Annotated in this window: 18 protein-coding genes; 13 read left to right on the top strand and 5 right to left on the bottom strand. The window is 45.0% G+C overall.

Going from position 1 to position 16,859, the window contains the following annotated elements:
• Positions 1-512 precede the first annotated feature (512 nt).
• The 4 genes from ML541_RS16795 (at position 513) to ML541_RS16780 (ending at position 4,313) form a co-directional block, all read left to right on the top strand.
• Positions 513-1,523: a hypothetical protein gene (locus ML541_RS16795; RefSeq protein WP_243374675.1), complete on the top strand. Its 1,011-nt coding sequence runs from the start codon at positions 513-515 to the stop codon at positions 1,521-1,523.
• Positions 1,524-1,537: 14 nt separating this feature from the next.
• Positions 1,538-2,566: a WD40 repeat domain-containing protein gene (locus ML541_RS16790; RefSeq protein WP_243374674.1), complete on the top strand. Its 1,029-nt coding sequence runs from the start codon at positions 1,538-1,540 to the stop codon at positions 2,564-2,566.
• A gap of 13 nt (positions 2,567-2,579) precedes the next feature.
• Positions 2,580-3,461 carry a hypothetical protein gene (locus ML541_RS16785; RefSeq protein WP_243374673.1) on the top strand — a complete coding sequence of 294 codons (882 nt, stop codon included), beginning with the start codon at positions 2,580-2,582 and terminating at the stop codon, positions 3,459-3,461.
• A 444-nt stretch (positions 3,462-3,905) separates the two neighbouring features.
• Complete coding sequence (locus tag ML541_RS16780; protein WP_243374672.1) at positions 3,906-4,313, top strand: hypothetical protein; 408 nt, start codon at positions 3,906-3,908, stop codon at positions 4,311-4,313.
• A 15-nt stretch (positions 4,314-4,328) separates the two neighbouring features.
• Here the strand turns inward: ML541_RS16780 and ML541_RS16775 are convergent, their stop codons facing one another.
• Positions 4,329-5,549: a hypothetical protein gene (locus tag ML541_RS16775; RefSeq protein WP_243374671.1), complete on the bottom strand. Its 1,221-nt coding sequence runs from the start codon at positions 5,547-5,549 to the stop codon at positions 4,329-4,331.
• A 322-nt stretch (positions 5,550-5,871) separates the two neighbouring features.
• Here ML541_RS16775 and ML541_RS16770 point away from each other — a divergent pair, with 322 nt between their 5' ends.
• Complete coding sequence (locus tag ML541_RS16770; RefSeq protein ID WP_243374669.1) at positions 5,872-6,090, top strand: hypothetical protein; 219 nt, start codon at positions 5,872-5,874, stop codon at positions 6,088-6,090.
• An 8-nt stretch (positions 6,091-6,098) separates the two neighbouring features.
• On the opposite strand, the gene ML541_RS16765 is transcribed toward ML541_RS16770, so the two are convergent.
• From ML541_RS16765 to ML541_RS16750, 4 genes are all read right to left on the bottom strand, one after another.
• Complete coding sequence (locus tag ML541_RS16765) at positions 6,099-6,455, bottom strand: helix-turn-helix transcriptional regulator (RefSeq protein WP_243374667.1); 357 nt, start codon at positions 6,453-6,455, stop codon at positions 6,099-6,101.
• Complete coding sequence (locus tag ML541_RS16760) at positions 6,452-6,775, bottom strand: hypothetical protein (protein WP_243374664.1); 324 nt, start codon at positions 6,773-6,775, stop codon at positions 6,452-6,454. Before ML541_RS16760 ends, ML541_RS16765 begins: the two co-directional genes overlap by 4 nt.
• Before the next feature lie 87 nt (positions 6,776-6,862).
• Positions 6,863-7,390: a hypothetical protein gene (locus ML541_RS16755; RefSeq protein ID WP_243374662.1), complete on the bottom strand. Its 528-nt coding sequence runs from the start codon at positions 7,388-7,390 to the stop codon at positions 6,863-6,865.
• Between the two features lie 15 nt (positions 7,391-7,405).
• On the bottom strand, positions 7,406-8,350 hold the full coding sequence (locus ML541_RS16750) for a ParM/StbA family protein (RefSeq protein WP_243374661.1): 945 nt from the start codon (positions 8,348-8,350) through the stop codon (positions 7,406-7,408).
• A 268-nt stretch (positions 8,351-8,618) separates the two neighbouring features.
• Here ML541_RS16750 and ML541_RS16745 point away from each other — a divergent pair, with 268 nt between their 5' ends.
• The 8 genes from ML541_RS16745 to ML541_RS16710 all read left to right on the top strand — a co-directional run bounded on the left by ML541_RS16745 (position 8,619) and on the right by ML541_RS16710 (position 16,830).
• The gene (locus ML541_RS16745) at positions 8,619-9,134 is read left to right on the top strand and encodes a spore coat protein U domain-containing protein (protein WP_243374659.1); all 516 of its coding nucleotides are present in this window, start codon (positions 8,619-8,621) and stop codon (positions 9,132-9,134) included.
• Positions 9,135-9,677: 543 nt separating this feature from the next.
• Complete coding sequence (locus ML541_RS16740) at positions 9,678-10,160, top strand: spore coat U domain-containing protein (protein WP_243374657.1); 483 nt, start codon at positions 9,678-9,680, stop codon at positions 10,158-10,160.
• Positions 10,161-10,169: 9 nt separating this feature from the next.
• Positions 10,170-10,694 (top strand): hypothetical protein, encoded by a 525-nt coding sequence (locus ML541_RS16735; RefSeq protein WP_243374655.1) that lies wholly within the window; start codon positions 10,170-10,172, stop codon positions 10,692-10,694.
• Positions 10,695-11,891: 1,197 nt separating this feature from the next.
• A complete protein-coding gene (locus ML541_RS16730; RefSeq protein WP_243374653.1) occupies positions 11,892-12,374 on the top strand; it encodes a hypothetical protein in 483 nt (160 codons plus the stop codon).
• Between the two features lie 75 nt (positions 12,375-12,449).
• Entirely contained in the window at positions 12,450-14,942 is a 2,493-nt protein-coding gene (locus ML541_RS16725) for an OmpA family protein (RefSeq protein ID WP_243374651.1), read from the top strand.
• A 12-nt stretch (positions 14,943-14,954) separates the two neighbouring features.
• Positions 14,955-15,608 carry a fimbria/pilus periplasmic chaperone gene (locus ML541_RS16720; RefSeq protein ID WP_243374649.1) on the top strand — a complete coding sequence of 218 codons (654 nt, stop codon included), beginning with the start codon at positions 14,955-14,957 and terminating at the stop codon, positions 15,606-15,608.
• A gap of 143 nt (positions 15,609-15,751) precedes the next feature.
• Positions 15,752-16,333: a prepilin-type N-terminal cleavage/methylation domain-containing protein gene (locus tag ML541_RS16715; RefSeq protein WP_243374647.1), complete on the top strand. Its 582-nt coding sequence runs from the start codon at positions 15,752-15,754 to the stop codon at positions 16,331-16,333.
• A 119-nt stretch (positions 16,334-16,452) separates the two neighbouring features.
• Positions 16,453-16,830 (top strand): hypothetical protein, encoded by a 378-nt coding sequence (locus ML541_RS16710; protein ID WP_243374645.1) that lies wholly within the window; start codon positions 16,453-16,455, stop codon positions 16,828-16,830.
• The last annotated feature ends 29 nt before the right edge of the window (positions 16,831-16,859 follow it).

The following is a 16,859-nucleotide window of genomic DNA, read 5'->3' as shown; positions in this document are numbered from 1 at the left end:
CTGCAAAGTTTTGTCGTTAAAACAGGCATAACTCATTGTAATAACACAGGTTTTTTACCATATCATTGACTGCAAAGTTCTGTCGTTAAAACCTAAGCTAAGTGTCTGTTATTACATTGTTTTCCCGACCTTAAATAAAAGAAGTTGTTTTAAACATAACTACTACAAAAGAACACATCGTTGTTTTTCCGAGGGAAAATCTTCTTAAACCCGAAGGCATTTAAAAGTACCTGGAGAAGGCAACTTTTAAGTCCCAGATTTGGGATATAAAATCAAAACAACTACCTGTTTTCATATATATTTTTGCTGCAAAGTTTTGTCGTTTAAAAGGTCGGATCCTTCCTATTTCGTGACCGCCAGTCGTCGGTACTGGTGGCATCGCATCCAGAAGTTCTCTCCTTCACTGACACCACTGCAGAAATTACTACGATCCATACTTTCTGATCTGAGCGATGGGCAATTCAGGTCACGAAATAGGTGTGATGAAAATTCAACTTACGGAGGGCATCAACATGAAAAAAATTTTGATTACATTGGCGGGGGTTTTGGTTGCAGGTTTGACAGGGTGTGCATACAACCCTGCTGGCTATAGCAAGATAACAAAATTCACCGATACCATTGCCAGAAATGGGGGGAGTTCTAGTGTAGGGAGGGTTGGTTACAGAGACGGTTCTTTGACCGGCAGGAAAGAGGTAATCCTTAACGCAAAGGGGCCTTATGGGGAACGGGAAATAGAAATAGGTAATAATCCTGAAAAAGGGCTCCTTTACATGCATTTGGATGATACCGTTTTTAGATATGAGCCAAAAACGTATGATAAAAATGAATATTACAAACTTACGGGCGGGGTGAGCCGTAAGGGTAGTGTGGTGTATGACCCTCAAACCAAGATACTGTTATTCACTACCCACACGTATGTTCTTGCTAGCTATCAAGAGAGTGAAAGAAATGTATTTAAAATGCCTCAAACGCCCCTTGATGAAGTGCAGTTATTTTATATTACTGACCCAAAGCTTGATAAGTTTCTGACGGCTTTAGCTAAGTCGGAGAATATAAAAAATTACTTCTCTGATAAAAAGTTCTGTAACCTGGCAGAAAAAATATTTGAGGAATCTTATGTAAAAGAGATATTTGGAGAAGTGCAAGAAAAAACAAATTTTATGTCTCGCAGAGACATAGACGAATTTGAATTGGATGATGCAAATTGCAACTCTACCAGCAAATATGTATCGCTGACCGCAGCAGCGTTGACCGAGACATTGACCCCATTAGGGGGTGCAAACGGTTCTCTAAGCGGGTTGTATCAAATCAAGGATAGTGATGAACAGGTGCAACATATCATCTATAGCAGAATAGCAGATGCAATCCCTTTGTTTATTGCAAAAGATTCTGTTTTCCAATTCAAGGGGAACACTTACCCCAAAGGGGCGATTCCTAGGTTAGATGATCTGTCGGCTATCGCGTTACAACTCCGTGACCCGGCTCTTGTAAATGTTATCCAAGCATCTTTGAAACACCAGTAAGAAGGGGGTGCAACATGAAATTGAATATTTTTGTGTCTTTTCTTTTAATCTTAGTTGGGGGAGCCGTATTTGCCCAGGCTGGCGAATTATCTCTTTCGCCAGATAAGAAAACCGTTGTTTTTGAGGGAAAAGGGAAAACCATTCTTGCTGCTGTCGATACCGGGGAGGTTAAAAAAACTCTGCCTGGTCGATCTCCTAAATTTTTGAAAGATGGGAGAATTGTCATGTGGACAGCCAAAAAGGATGAAGGGGCAAGGGTAGTGGTCTATTCATCGAAGGATGGTTCTCTTCTCAAACATGAACCATTCAAAAACCGTGTCCAGAAAACGGGGTCAATCAATAGGAGTGACCCGGCATGGGGTATGTATTGGCAGGAGGATAAGCTTGACGAGGCTGTAGTCGGGCTTTGGTACACAATATCCCCTGACGAAAAATATATTGCTGTCGGCACCGACTACTACTGGGGTGTGTTTGTTTTTGACATCAATTCAGGTGATCAGGTTTTTAAATTCGGGGTTGACACTACACACGCCTTCAACCTGAAATATAGTCCAGACGGGAAAATACTTGCATTCTCTGTTAAAGGAGATGTTGGTTTGTACGACGCCTCTACAGGGAAGAAACTCATGGGGGTATATAATGCTGACCCACTAGAGACTTTTGAATTTTCTCCCGATGGTAAATTAATCGCTACGGGCCACCCAGACAAGATTAAAATCTGGGATGCAGCAACAGGCTTGCCTAAAGCCTCATTCCCATTGGTGGTAGGAACCCCTACATCAATCCACTTTTCACCAGACGGCAAATTTATTGGTGTAAAAGGCAGAAAGAATGGTGCTGAGGGGGGGATTGCCTTTTACGACCTGCAAGGCAAATTGGTTAAAGAGTTCGAAAACAATGGTCTCGACCATATGTACGGGGATTTTGTTTTTATGTCCGATGCCGAGGTTACAGCTATCAGTTTTGACCAGGGCCGGGGGAAAATGAAAAAGAATGCAAAAATTCCGAATTTTGCTGTTGAAAGGCTTGTAATACAGCAATAGCGGGAGGTGTAACATGAAAAATCTATTTTTGTTGTTTACTGTGTTTGTTACCCTCTCAGGGGAATCCTTTGCGGCGTCCATTGGCGATTTGGTTAATGATAATATCAAAAAGCAGGCAGAAGCGAAGAAGGAAAAAGACGACGCTGCAAATGCAGCAATGGCTAAACGTTATGCCGAAGAGAAACGGTTAAGGGATAGTACCCCGGCTGGCTATAAAACCACCTATAGTGGGATAGTTTCCCTGTGGGCTGATCCAGGTCTATACACTTCTAAAGTCATAACTTTGTGCGATCCTCAAGTAGCGGCGAAATATCAAATTCAAACTTATGGCTTGGTTTCGATGCTAAATGGGGTGGCGTATGACCCTGTAAGTAATCCATCGGCGTTTTTGCCATTCAGTATGGAGGCCATATCAAAGCTGTACCCTGGATCGTCTTTTAATTGCGTGGCTAAAGGGGGCAGGGTTGTATTTCCCAACGGGGAAACGTCTGTAGCCAATGGATGGCCTTATGCAGCCACCATAAATGCCGGGGAGGGTATTACTTACCAGCTATCAAAAGAGATGAACCCAGATGGGACTGTACATCAGATTATCAAGGTTTCTGACAACGCTAATTATGTGACTATTGAGAGCTGGAGTAAAAACGGGTTACCAATAAACCTTTCAGTAATAGACTTGAAATTGCCGGTTCTCGCAGAGTCGGGGGTCAGCACGATAGTAACGTCTATCAAAGACAACGAGTTAATTCCAATGATCAACAGGTACTACAATCGTAACCTGGCTGAGTCTCCAATTTCGCTGTTAGATGTAGCAAAACAGCTTATTCTCTCGCCACAGCAGAGAGCTGATTTTAAGGAGTTCATCAAAGCTTACAGACCTAAAAAAGGAATATGAGCAGTTCGAGGAGAAGGGAAAGGGGGCCTTAAAAAAGCCCCCTTTTCTTTTTACTACTTGTGGGTTGTTAGTAGGATCAGGCAGGCGTAGTACAAAACTTGCCCGAACGCGATGAAAAACAAGGTTGCCTGTTTCATTTCGATCTCCTTTCGTAAATTTGAAGTCTTTTGGCGCTGCTCATGACTGGATCCTTTAAAACGTGATTAACACTTCGCTGAAAAAACGTCTCTTGCACCGTTTTCAAAAAATGCTTTTTCACCTCCTTTGGCCACAAAACGTCTAAACTTCGTCAAAACTCCTTTCTTGAAAAATTATTTTTCCTTTCAACTCAAAACTATTTACACTTTCGTTTTTGACGCATCTTTGGCATGTTTTGAGGCGAATTTTCGAGTACTGTAAATAAGTCGGTTTTTTCAAAAATCGTGGATTGAAATGGAGGAGGGGATGAAGACTGCGATTATCTCGATCATGATCTTGCTGCCGACGTTGGCGCTAGCAGCGCATTCACACAAAGAGCGAGAATATCAACAGGCCTGGTGTGAAAATGTGAAGGGAACAACGGAATATCGGCTTGATGATGGCACGCGGGTAGATTGCATAACTGAGCAATATGCTGTGGAGTTCGATTTTGCCCCGAAATGGGCGGAAAGCGTTGGTCAGGCTTTATACTACGCGGAAATGACAGGGCGGAAACCTGGCGTGGTACTGATCCTGGAGAAGGCAACGGATACCAGATATGTCGATAGGCTGAAAAAAATTGCAGATCGGTACGGCATTATGCAGTGGATTATGACCCTGGACGATATAGATAAACTGGCCACGGGAGGTTTGAAACAGGCTTCCCGCATTTAACCGCTGTATCCTTTGTTATCCATATCGTTGAACATATCGATCAGGAGGCGGAGGTATAGCCAAAAAGCGATTATCGCAATAAGGTGCACCCCTAGATAAGGTTCCACCCTTAAAATCGAAATTTGGAGGCCTAATCGACGGTATACCGAAGTCCAATTCTACTTGTAGGGCATCCATGAATTGCTTCCGCCTCGGTTTGGCATTTCGTCTTCGGCGTTGATCCAGGGAAACGACCTTGTCGCTTCCAAACAGGCCAATCTGGATGGCGTAACTCTTCATTGGTTTTGCTATTCCGTCTATTCCTTCTGCGACAGTATCCACCCCAGGTTCTATTGCTGTTGGCTCTTCGAGCTTCAGATCCGTCTGCAGGGCATCGTAAAAAGCCCGACGTTTTTCATTTCCTCGTTTCTGACGTTCTTTAGCTACTGAAATTTCCTTCGCTTCTCCAAAGAGGCTCAGTTGGATTACAAACCCTTTCTTGGGTGCTTCGATTTCAACAACGTCTGCCACTTCCTTTACGGTTCCGCCGAGGGCAAGCGTTGCGTATTTCCGCACTACTGCCTGCAGCTCATCAAATGAGCCATATTCCAAGCCCTTCTCTTTTATTTCCTGTTGCATAGCCGCAAACAGCTCTGGCTTGTTCTTCTGGAGGGTGGCCACTGCAGAGAATACCGAGGCCTGGTCATTTGCTGAGGATGCAATTTCTTCCTCCTCAGTATCTGAATAGCTGTCGTTGTACAGGTAGCCGAGGGCAGATGAATCCATATCGGCTGTTTTTGCGATCTTGATTCGGTTGGTTTGATTTTCAGACCTCATAAAGCTGCTGATTTTGGAGACCGCCTTGAAATAGTCCTGGTTAATGAAGGTGTCCTGGTACAGGTCTTCGACACCGCGATTTTTGCTATTCGTCAGTTTTTTTATCAGGTAGAAGTCTGGTTGTTCCCCCCGCTCATGTGCATCGAGCAGCAATTCCAGTCTCCAGATCAGGTTCTCTATTCTTGGTCGAGCGTCTTCAACACTGTATCCCCAGATCGCAGCGGCCAAGTCGGCAACAGGCTCCCAAAAGTTATTGAACCATTCAAGCAGTTCAGCAGGGCTGTTTATGTCATGTGCGCCGAGATCGTGCAGAGCTTTTTGGTAGGTGGCGTTTCCGTTTTTGTCTTTATAACCGGATCCGCGAAGGTTCTTTTTGCAGTCATTCCAGCTAGGAGATTCAAGCTTTCTTGCAGTATTCATGGCGCACCTCGTGCTCGGGGGGATTTTGATTTTTAAAACCGTTTCAGGCCAATCTTAAGTTTCAATATATTTATGGGCAAAAATATGTCAACAAATTTCTTACCAAATTTGACAACACATTTTTGTAAAATTTTGAAAATAATCCAGCAAAGCCCCGGTGGTCGTGGTGTTTATCTGCTACATGGTGTATTCAAATTTTTTTGTTGTTTGATTGATTTGAGAAGGGTAGGGGGAGAAAGAGATAGATTGTTAAGACTGGGGTGAACCTTGGCAGTGTGGTACTATTGGCGGTATGGGAAATTCTGATTTGAGAGTTGCTGTTGTGTTTGCAGATGGAAAGATCGAGCCGAAATGGATCGACTACCGAGGAAGGAAGATAACGGTGGTTAAGGTGAACGATTACTGGGAGACCAAGATCGGCGGCGAGCTGATCCGCCATTATCTCGTATCGGATGGTAAGGCCAGCTATGAACTGATGTACAACTGGGAGACTCTCCGCTGGACATTTGCACGAGTGGCAAACCAAGCAGAATGTGGGTAACGTGGGGACTATGAACCCATCAATACCTTAGCTGGAACTTTTAGCACTTTCGCTAGAGCCTTAAAAGTATCAATTGTTCCGGGTCTGAGGTCGTTTTCAATCAATGAGATTGTAGCTGTACTAACCCCAGCACGCTTTGCCAGTGCGGCTTGGGTTAAGTCCCTGTATAGTCGCCAAGCCTTGAGGGGGGATTTGCCTTTTTTTAGATTACGATGAACTTCTGCTGGGGGTTGCTCTTCAGGGGTATCGATTTTGGTTTGGAAGGTTGCTTTCTTGCCCTTCGATTCAAGGAGTTCAACGTAATCAGAGTAGGCCATAATGACAAGGTGTGGCTTGCCTTTAACGGTGACAACTCGCGGCTTCATTTCTCATTACCAGCACGGTTGCTTAATTCAGCTTTTTTCGCTTCGAGCTCTTTGCGGAGGTAATAGATGTAGCTTGAGGTAAACCCGGTGCTGGAGACTATCTCGCTCACCGGCTTATTCGCTTCGATCATTTCTACAACCTGCTCTTTGGTACCTTTGACAGCGGCGGCTTTCGGCACATATAAATGCCTGCCTCCCAAACCATGACGTCGGAGGATCTCAAAAGCGAATTCTATTTGTTCGTCGCCAGCAAGCATCCTCAAGTTTTCCTCCAAACCTGACATTGCCTCGGCTTTGTTTCCCTTCTTTTTTTCAGCCACAGGGTATCCCCCTCTTTGATCCAGTTTTGAAGTACCGTATCAAATTTGACCAGAAATTGGAAGGATTTATAACCCATTTTTGGGGTGCTAGAATTTGCCGAAAACATTGTCTTGTCCAATGTCACAGAGATTTAGCATGCTGTCAGTTGCTGCCTCTGGGACTTTTTCTCTAGTGATCTCTGGCACCCTTGGTGGTTGTAGAACCTCAGGTGCTTGCATATCTTCAAGGGTCGGCTGTACAACTGGTGAGCTAGGTGCAGCGGGGGTAGGGGGAGAGGATTCAACGTTTAAAATCCTCGCCACCATCCCCTCAAGAGCATGCCGGATGATCGCAGCCCTCTGAAATGTCGTGAACTCACCTAGGTAAGCCAAAACTGTAGGGCTCTGGATATTCAGATCGAGCTTAAATCCATTGCCCTTGCGACCTTCACCCTTCTCTTTAGTTACTACTGGTGCTGGCACAAAGAACGGGGCTTCAGCGTACAGCTTCAGCATTTCTATCGCTACGGTTGTACGCTGTACCCCCTGGAATTGCTGAAAATAGGCAATTACAGCAGGGCTGGCGAGTGCAACTATGACCCTCATTCCAGTTTTTTCTTTTGTTTCATCTGCCATAACTGACCCCTTCCTTTAAATGAGACCATGCCTGGCGGCTTCCATTTTCCAATATCCGCGAGCGTTCGAGAACTCGGGATTATCGGGGATGTGGAGGATATCTGCGAATTCCTTCGGCATGTTGTTTTTTAGGACATACGCACCACCTCCAACGAGAACGATCCGCTGGCAGAATGTCAGATAATCGCGATGTTTGTCGCGGAACGTCTTGACGGTTGAGGCCAGATATTTGTTGACTGAGGAGCTGATGATGTCGCTGACATCGTGTTCCTTGCCGAGCTTGAGCTTTTTGGTAAGGAGTACGTTGATCCCGTCATGCTCGTTGATTTCAACGCCAAAACGAGCCTGGATTGCGGTGCAAATGTCAGCAACCAGTACAGAAACGCCCTTGCGGTCGTGTGGCGTAGAACCTTCACCTTGGGCCTGCCGGTGCTCATAACGCAGAGCAAGAATGGTGTTGAAGCCGACATCAAGGATGTAGCCGCTCTCGTCTGCCGCAGGGTTCACTGTGGCGAAATGATCGGCCAATGCCCCGAGCGCCTGCCCCTGGAGAACCACGTTCGGGTACTGGTGGTTTTCACCATTAAGCCAGAAGGACGCAATGTTTGCCCGGAGCTGGTCTTTGTACCTGTTGAAATAGTGGAAGGGGAGGCCTACAACGAGCACGTCAGGTTCGACCGTCACTTGCTTGAGGGCGTGGGCTACCAGTAGGGGTGCAAACTTGATGAGGCTATCAATGTCGCGTTCCAGCAGGTTGGTTTTTGTTCGGTCGTTCTTGCCGACTGTGTAATAGGCGTTGTGGTAAAAGTAGGCTGAGGTCGGGGTGTCCAGCCCTGCAGCTGATACACCAGGGGCCTGGATGATCGATGGGAAAGAAAAAGTCTGCTCTGCCCCGTTCTCATCCCTCGTGTAGACCTTTGTAAATGAAAATCCGGTATCGATTGCAACTATGTTTTTCATATTTAGCTCCTTTCCTTAAAGCGGTGGATTCTTTGAGTCGTTTGATCTATTTCGTGAATTTGAAATAGATTTATTCAAGTGACCAGAAGGCCCTTGCCGTCAATAGCATATCCCCACCATCAGGCTGCTTTCGTCCATTCAAAAAAAAGTCCCTCAATATTCTTTCCCAGGACTCATCTTCTCCTACAAGCGTTGTTGGTGTTCATATTTTGCGAGCTATAAGTTCACGAAATAGATGAAAAACAAAGACATGTATTTGGAGACACAGATGGTGAAAAGCTTCATCAAAAACATAGTCATTATGTTGTGCTTATTGTTGTGTCGTAACGCGATAGCAGGAACAGTAAATGGCACTACAACTACCACAACAACAATTGCACAATACTGTACAGCCACTATCGGTAGTGGGGCTACTTTAAGCCTGGCCTATTCAGGAGATGATTCTTCGACCAGTACATACGTGGATATTCAATGTAGTAATGGGACACCATGGGTAATTTCTGTTGATGGTGGGACGCATGCACTAGGAGAATTGAGAAGGGCGTATGTTAATTCTTCTGGAGATCGTTATGTTCCGTACCGTCTTTATTCAGACGTAAACGGTTCAAATGAACTGCAGATTACAACTAATAATACGATTAATGGCATTGGGGTTGCCACGGCAGCTACTGCTAGCCAAAAAGTGTATCTATACATGAAGGTGCTGCATTCAGATATCAACCCTTCAGTGTTGTTTGGAGTCGGTTATTATACAGACACAATAACAGTGAATCTGTTTTTCTGATGCAAAAGGAACAATGATGAAAGTAATGATAACTATTACTATATACCTGATGTTGTGCATTCCTGCTTTTGCTGGATCCACTACGACAAACATGACAGTTAACCTAACGGGGAATAGCTACTGTACGTTAAATGTGCCTACGAGTATTGATTTGGGAACCTATACAGCTCAGCCAATGGGGGCCTCAATCCCCGTCAGCTTTGACTATGAGTGTGGCTGGTCTGGAACAACTGCTGCTGTAAACATAGGAACCTCTAACGGTACTTATAATACCCTTAGGCTTGGCAACATAGGGTCGAGTTACTTGATTGGCTGGGCTTGTAAACCAGGAAATACAGACTGTGTCTATTCCTACAACCTAACAAGCTTTGGGGCTGGCAGTTATACAATCACCGGCACGGCCTCTCCACAGACTTTAACCTATTATGTACGGTTCAATGGTTGTGCGACAACGGTAACCAGCGCCCCCGGCTCAGGTGTATGTGAGGCTGGGGTATATAACGGGGCCATTGACACAAAAATCACTTTTTAGGAGAGAGATAAATGAAAAGGTTATCTTTTTTGATATTCGCTTCGTTGCTCTGGGGTGCACCAGCTCTTGCTTTAACTGATACGAAGAATGTTTCTTTGAACGCAACAGTTGTACCGAGTTGTAATGTGAATTTCACGGCGGGATCTCTTTCGATGACATTTGCTGGTGCAGATGCGGTCGGGAGTGCAACTTTGACGATGACTTGCGACACAGGGTTACCTTGGAGTGTAACAGTAGGGGGCGGTTTGAATGCACAAGGCGAACTTCGAAGAGGGAAGATATCAACTTATTACATGCCTTATCATTTATATGCAGATTCTGGATACACAAATGAATTGCTCATTTCTAGCTCAAACACCATAGCTGGTACAGGAACTGGAACTTCTCAAACAGCCACTGTGTACGGGAAAATATTAAAAAGCGACATAGCAGGGTCAGTTGCGCTTGGCGGAAGGGTTTACGCAGATACCGTCCTGATGACATTGTGTTGGTAGGTTACCATTATGAAAATATTAATCACAACAGTGACATTTCTTCTTTCAACTTCTGTGTTTGCATCAACACTTGCAGGTACGAAAAGTATTGCCGTTCAAGTCAGCATGCAAGCTTATTGTAAAGTAAGCTCAGTTCCTACAGTGGATTTTGGGGTTATTTCAGGATCTGGCTCATCTTCGATACCAGTAACAATTGAATATGAATGTTCTAACAATAACATCAGTACACCAACTCTTTCTGTTGGGACATCTTATGGCACCTTTAATTTTGGGGACATTGGGGGTAAGGCACTTACTGGAGTGGTATGTAAAAGTGGGGTCACTGACTGTGGCTACCATGACACAAGTGCGCGGGGGTTTTACAACGGGGTGAGTTATTTCCCGGCGCAGCTAATAAAGAACAACAGCTTGAACACCTATCAAATATATCTTCGCAAGATGGGATGCGCTCCAGTTAGCGCTACTGCTTATGGTACTGGTGTTTGTGATCCGGGAGCTTATACCGGCACGATACCTTTTTTTATCACATTCTGACGCAATGGCTGTCACGAAATAAGTGTGACAAATAACCAGCAAAAGGAGGAAATGGCAGATTCTAAAGAAGTAAATCTATTCTCAAAGGGAGGGTAACATGAAACATTGTACGAAAACATTATTGATGGGGCTTGCATTGACAGCACTGCCTCTTGCTGCGAACGCTGGTACGACCAATGGGAGCATTCCCGTTACGGCCACCGTTTCAGCTGGATGCGTCGTTAGCGACTTTGCCGCAACTCCGCTCACTGGGTCTTACAGCGGGGGAACATCGACCAGTTCTTTCGACGTGTCGATGAAATGCGACAATGGGTTGTCGTGGACGGTCACAATAGACAGTGGCCTGAATGCAAATGGAACGGTTAGACGGGCTGCTAATAGCGGGAATTATTTGCCGTACCGTCTCTACACTGACGCTGGTCTCAGCAATGAACTGACGCTTGCATCTAACACGATAAGTGGGACAGGCAATGCGGCAGTTCAGACCACAACGGTTTATTCCAAGATCCAGGAGACTGATGTACCTACAGCAACCCCGGCTCTTGGCGCTGGCAGTCCTTACACAGACACTTTAGGTGCCAGCATCAGTTGGTAAAAAGGGGAAAGAGGGAGGTGACTTATGAAATTTCAAAGAATAATCTTGGCAGTAGCGGCACTCTTGACAGTAGCGGTAAGCGCTTTTGCTGGAACTACCAGTACAACCGTACCTGTCAGCTTTGCGTACAACTCGTTTTGCCGCTTGAATCTGCCAGCTAGCATCGATATGGGGTCTGTACACTCCTCGATGCCTTCATTGACGGCAGCAAAGTTGGTTACCATCAACTACACATGCTCCACAGGTGTAGGATCGCCTTCTTTGACGGTCGGTAATGATTACACAAGCTATTATGGAGCTGACCTCGGGACTTTTGATGGCGTCAAGCACATGTATGGCTACGTTTGCGACGAGGGGAGCCCCAATTGTGCCCCAGGAGCTGTATCTGGCCCTTTTTCTTTGGCCTCGGCTACATCAGTCGAGCAAAGCAAAAACGTGTACTTGAGGGTAAATGGGTGTTCTGATAGCCCAAACGGTGCTATGGGGGATTGCCCTGCTGGCTCGTATAATGGTCAGGTCGATGCGAGGATGACATTTTGATGTGTTGGTGATGGGGCTCTTTCTATAAGGGTAGAGCCCCTTCTCCTTTTGTCGGAGGGAGTATGTTTCAGTTACTAAAAAAAATATTTTTCTGTTTGCTATTGGTAGCTTCCGCTTCAAATTCTTTTGCTGCTGTTTGCACTGTGACCGTCCCTTCGTCTGTTGATTTCGGCACTTTGGCCTCACGGGGCACCTACAGTAATTTCCCCTATGTTCCTTTTGATATTACCTTAAGTTGTGACACTACCAATGTTGCAACAACAGTAAAAGTCGGAACCTATGGCACAATGGGTGGCTATGCACATCAATATGTTGATGTAGGCGTAGTTGGAGCGACTCATTTGTATGCTTCTCTCACAAGCGCCGCAACTACCTCAAGTCGTGTCGGGACTTCTACTGTCGCGATTAACAGTGGGGCTACAGGAACGGCTACAGTTAACTACTTTCTACATCCTTGGCAATGTAGTACTACCCCCTCAGGAACCTCGGTTCCATGCCCTGCCGGTAATTATTCAAATATTACCACTGTTGTTCTAACCTACTAACACTTCAATAGTGTAATCATTTTTCAGATTACCGCTGGTTCACGAAATAGATGAATCAAAAGCGGAGATCGAAACATGAAACATTGCACTATTATTCTTCTTACAATTCTATTGATACCATCTCTTGTATTTGCTGATGAGAATGTGTCTGATGTATTAGTTTCAGATGTCGTTGTTGGTGGTGATAATCTTGGTGTGTTTATTGTCCATACCGACAAAGAAAATTATACGTTGGATGAACCTATTACTACTGGCAAATGCACTTCTAGTAAATTAAAAGACATTGGTAAGGTTGAAGTAAAAGACGACAAAATATATGTAACGCCATCTGCTACCTGTCTTTCCGAAAAGGTTGTTGATTACAGGAACTCCAGTATCAAACCCCTCAAGATGATCGACAGTAAAAGCCTTTACCTGAACTATGCAATAAATGGTGGGAATGCCAATCAATCATTGGCTTTTGGCGTTGGTGGATACCTGAATAAGGCTTCCAGCTACACCGACTTCACTTACGATCTTAAAGACGAAAGTGGCATAAAGCGCAACAACTCATATGCCATTTTTGACGATCTTGATGATGCTATACGGTTCCAGGTCGGGGACACATTTCCTCAGGTAAATTCTGTTTTGATCTCAACCCCTGCTATTGGGGGGCTCCAGGTCAAGAAAAATTACCTCCTTTCTCCAACGTTGAATCCTTACCAATCTCTGGATTATAAGCTGACTGTTGACAATCAATCAGTTATGGAGATTTACCGCGATAACCAGTTGATCGACCGTAAGACTTTAAGCCCAGGGATCTACGACCTTCGAAACCTCCCTATAGCGGCTGTTAGTGGAAATGTGGAAATTAAGCTTCGGGACTTGTATGGAAGGGAGAAAACCATTCCAATCCCCTATCTTGTCTCGGGCTCATTACTTCGTAAAGGTTTCTCTGATTACTCTTTTACAGCTGGTTTAGAGCGGCAGCAGGGTGGGGATGTATACAGGAAACCGGCATTTGCTGGGTTCTATAGGTATGGTCTGTCCGATAGGCTTACGCTCGGGGCATCGGCCACTCATAAGGACTATACCTTGTCTGCAGATTTTTTGTTGCCTGTTGGCACCTTTGGGTTCCAGGCAAACAACAAGCATTACGGGGTGTCGTACTCTCAAACCTACTCACTCTACACCTTCCAGGCAGCTTACACCGTCAAAGATGAACCGGATTTTCGCACTACCGTGGATGCATCACTTGGGAAGTATGGGTCTGTAAATCTTTTCTACCATCATAATGGATCTAAACAGGTTGGGGCAGGGTATTCGTTTAACGTGGGGGGAGGATCTTTCAACATCAATAGCTCTTACGATTCCAAAAGCCACTTCAGTGCCTTTGCCGGTATAACCTGGGCTTTTGGAGGATCTACAAATATCGGGGTTTCTACCTCTGTTCAAGAGAACAAAGCATACAACGTCTCGGCCTCCCATATTCTGTCGAGAGACTATGATGCATCGATTGACGCTAACTATACGAACAATAATTCTGGACACGGGGCTTCAACAAGCATGGTTAATGTCACGGCAAAAGGGACTTATTTTAACCAGTTTGTCGCCAATGCGTACAAATCCTCTGGGGCAGATAGTGCCATCTATAATTTCACCCTTTCTGGCTCACTGGCGGCTGTTTCTCAAGATGGTTTGATGAAGGTGGGAATAGGTGAGCCAGTTTCCCCTGGTGGCGGCTTTGCAATTGGTGATGAATTGACCACGTTAGGCAGGAAAGGGCATGGGGTTGTACCTGTAAGTTCATATTACACACAGGAGATTGCTTCTAATTCTGAGGAGTCACGGATCTCGAAGGAATTGTCTGTGAGGGCAGGGCAGGGGGTAATTGTTTCCGCGACTGTTTTCCGGGCTGTTACTGGCCAGTTTGTCTGTACCAACGGCGAGCCCTTTACTTCTAAAACCTTCACCGCTGACCAGCGTGAATGGTTCACAGCGGATGATGGAACTTTTTACATCGAGGAAATACCATTCACTAATTCTAGGGTAAATTGCCAGTTTTCCGATGGGCAAAAAGTCGATCTATCCATTGGGGATCGGGAGGGTGAGATAGTCGATTTAGGGGCTATATCTGTTGAATGTGCCCCTACCCCTAAAGAAGTTGAGGTAGTAGACCCTTCCCCTAAAGATGCTGCACCAATTATTCTTGAGCCTGTGCAGATTGAATCTAGGAGCCAGGAACCAAAAATCGAGCAAAAGGAAGAAATAAACGAGGTAAAACGGCTTGTCACGGTACGTTTCAATAAAGACTCATATAAATTAACTACAGAGAGCAAGAAGATAATTGCAGGTGTTTCCAAAGACTTCCAGGGTAAAAACACAGGCATTGTCGTAACGGGCTTTACGTGTGACCTGGGGAGCCAAGAAGTAAACGATAGGCTTGCCTATAAAAGGGCAAAAGCAGTTGCTAAGTTTCTGGATACAAGAGGGGTAAAAGCTGTGGAAATAGTGGCAAAAGGCAAATGCTGCTACTCAGGCCTCGGTCACGAAATAGACAGAAGAGTTGAAATCTCTATAAAAAATTAAGGTGGTGCAGAAATGAAAAAATTATGGATTATATTCGCAATGTTAATTGCAAGTCGAAGTGCACAGGCATTTACTCTTTTCCCTCTCCCGATCATTGAGGATAAAGGTAAAAAATATGTGGAATTTTCAATAACCGAAGATGACAACAAATATAAGGCGGTTGTCAAACTATGGGTTGGCACTGATGACACAGGACAGCCAATTTTAAAAGATACCCGTGACCTTGTTGCTACTCCCGCTGTTTTTGTTGCCCCTAAGAAACTGCGTATTGGGATCCTCAAGAAAATGTCTCGCGATATAGAGCACTGCTATCGCTTAGAGATTGATCGGATTATTGACCCTGCAATACAAAAGGTATGGCTGAAACCGCATTTGTCTATACCTATATTTATCAAACCGAATAAGGAGATCGTAGATTTCAAGGTTTCATATTTGGATGGCAAGGTTGTAATGGTGAATAACGGTAATGTACATGTCCAGGTTCAGAGAGTTGGTGCTGAATGGGGGAAATGGTACGTTCTACCTGGGCAAACATATTCGCACAAAATCGAAAGAGTCAAACCAGGCACCATGGAGAAGATAGATCCTTCAAAAAAGGATGTCCCAGAGAATCTCCAAAAAGTAGAAGATGTGGTTAAAACAGATCAAGGCGATTATCGCTACTAGCAGAAAGTAGAAAGCAACCTCACGAAATAGGTAGATTCTCTTTCAGGATGAAAGAGAGCAAAACTAATTAATAGCTTTGGGAAAGGACGCCCGTGCTTATGCACTTGCGTCCTTTTTTATTGCAGCAAACGGAGGGTATGAAAATGAACACTAACAACAATACAACACACCACAAAAGTAACAAAAGGGAGGGTAGCACCATGAATAACACAATAAAAAATCAAAAAGGTTTCACACTCGTAGAAATGCTGGTCATGCTTCTAATCTTGGGGCTGGTAGTCGTAATACTCGTTAGCGTATTCGCCGACCCATTCAAAACCGCATCGAGCCAATCTAATGTAACCCGTGTAGTTGATCAAATCAGCCAGCTCTCTAACGCAGCAGATTCCTACTACACATGGGAGAAGAGACCATATTCCGATGCTGACTTTAGCGGCCTTACAAACAAGGGTTATCTAAAGGGCGTTCCCAAAGCTCCAGAAAATATTTTTGATGGAGACTCACAACCATATGTGATTGACCGCACCACATATTCATTTCCGGCTGTTGTTCTCTCGCCTGTAAAAGGAGATTTTTGTCTCGCACTAGACAAAAAAGCGGCGGCTTTAGCTGAGAACAGTGCTGTAGGGGATATTCCCGCTGCTGTTAATAGCGGTAAAAATGTGCAGTGCATTAGCGATGGGGGCAGCCCTGCTGTCTATACTGTCATCGGCAAATTCCAATAGATTGGCCTGGGGAGGCCCGCTTGTCGGGCTTTTCCTTTTGTCTCGATGTAAAGGAACAGCTTGCTCAATGCATGATAGCAGTGCAGGCACAAAATAAGGACTCAATGGAGGGTATGAACATGAAAAACCTAATCAAAATCCTGGTGGCAGTAGCAACAGTAGCGGCTCTTACCGGCTGCGGGGCAGCACAATACGGTATCAAATCCGGCCTTACCCCTAAACTCAGCGAGATTTGCGGGGGGGTGGAGTTGGGCAAAACAGCAGTTGCCGAGTTTGAAAGAACCGTCAATACCGATTACAGCCAGATCAAGAAATTCGCTGGCGGCGATATTCGCATCTATGAGAGGGGCTACCTTATGGTGGGTGTCCTCAACAAAGGGGGCATTATCGACAACATCATTTGCCAGAAAGGCGATGCCAGCATTACCAACAGCGGCAGCAACAGCGATTACAGGGCTAACTCCATAATTAACGAGCTGGAAAGCAAAACCAGGTAAGGAAATAGACCACAGACAATGGGGGATGT

The organism is Geotalea sp. SG265, from assembly GCF_022808985.1.
GTDB lineage: Bacteria > Desulfobacterota > Desulfuromonadia > Geobacterales > Geobacteraceae > Geotalea.
The sequence above is the reverse complement of the archived record's forward strand: the minus strand, read 5'-3'. Positions and strand labels throughout refer to the sequence as shown.

Bases quoted from the DNA above. Each gene is read 5' to 3' on its own strand.
- ML541_RS16795 (WP_243374675.1), top strand. From the start codon at position 513: ATGAAAAAAATTTTGATTACATTGGCGGGGGTTTTGGTTGCAGGTTTG.
- ML541_RS16790 (WP_243374674.1), top strand. From the start codon at position 1,538: ATGAAATTGAATATTTTTGTGTCTTTTCTTTTAATCTTAGTTGGGGGA.
- ML541_RS16785 (WP_243374673.1), top strand. From the start codon at position 2,580: ATGAAAAATCTATTTTTGTTGTTTACTGTGTTTGTTACCCTCTCAGGG.
- ML541_RS16780 (WP_243374672.1), top strand. From the start codon at position 3,906: ATGAAGACTGCGATTATCTCGATCATGATCTTGCTGCCGACGTTGGCG.
- ML541_RS16775 (WP_243374671.1), bottom strand. From the start codon at position 5,549: ATGAATACTGCAAGAAAGCTTGAATCTCCTAGCTGGAATGACTGCAAA.
- ML541_RS16765 (WP_243374667.1), bottom strand. From the start codon at position 6,455: ATGAAGCCGCGAGTTGTCACCGTTAAAGGCAAGCCACACCTTGTCATT.
- ML541_RS16755 (WP_243374662.1), bottom strand. From the start codon at position 7,390: ATGGCAGATGAAACAAAAGAAAAAACTGGAATGAGGGTCATAGTTGCA.
- ML541_RS16750 (WP_243374661.1), bottom strand. From the start codon at position 8,350: ATGAAAAACATAGTTGCAATCGATACCGGATTTTCATTTACAAAGGTC.
- ML541_RS16745 (WP_243374659.1), top strand. From the start codon at position 8,619: ATGGTGAAAAGCTTCATCAAAAACATAGTCATTATGTTGTGCTTATTG.
- ML541_RS16740 (WP_243374657.1), top strand. From the start codon at position 9,678: ATGAAAAGGTTATCTTTTTTGATATTCGCTTCGTTGCTCTGGGGTGCA.
- ML541_RS16735 (WP_243374655.1), top strand. From the start codon at position 10,170: ATGAAAATATTAATCACAACAGTGACATTTCTTCTTTCAACTTCTGTG.
- ML541_RS16730 (WP_243374653.1), top strand. From the start codon at position 11,892: ATGTTTCAGTTACTAAAAAAAATATTTTTCTGTTTGCTATTGGTAGCT.
- ML541_RS16725 (WP_243374651.1), top strand. From the start codon at position 12,450: ATGAAACATTGCACTATTATTCTTCTTACAATTCTATTGATACCATCT.
- ML541_RS16720 (WP_243374649.1), top strand. From the start codon at position 14,955: ATGAAAAAATTATGGATTATATTCGCAATGTTAATTGCAAGTCGAAGT.
- ML541_RS16715 (WP_243374647.1), top strand. From the start codon at position 15,752: ATGAACACTAACAACAATACAACACACCACAAAAGTAACAAAAGGGAG.
- ML541_RS16710 (WP_243374645.1), top strand. From the start codon at position 16,453: ATGAAAAACCTAATCAAAATCCTGGTGGCAGTAGCAACAGTAGCGGCT.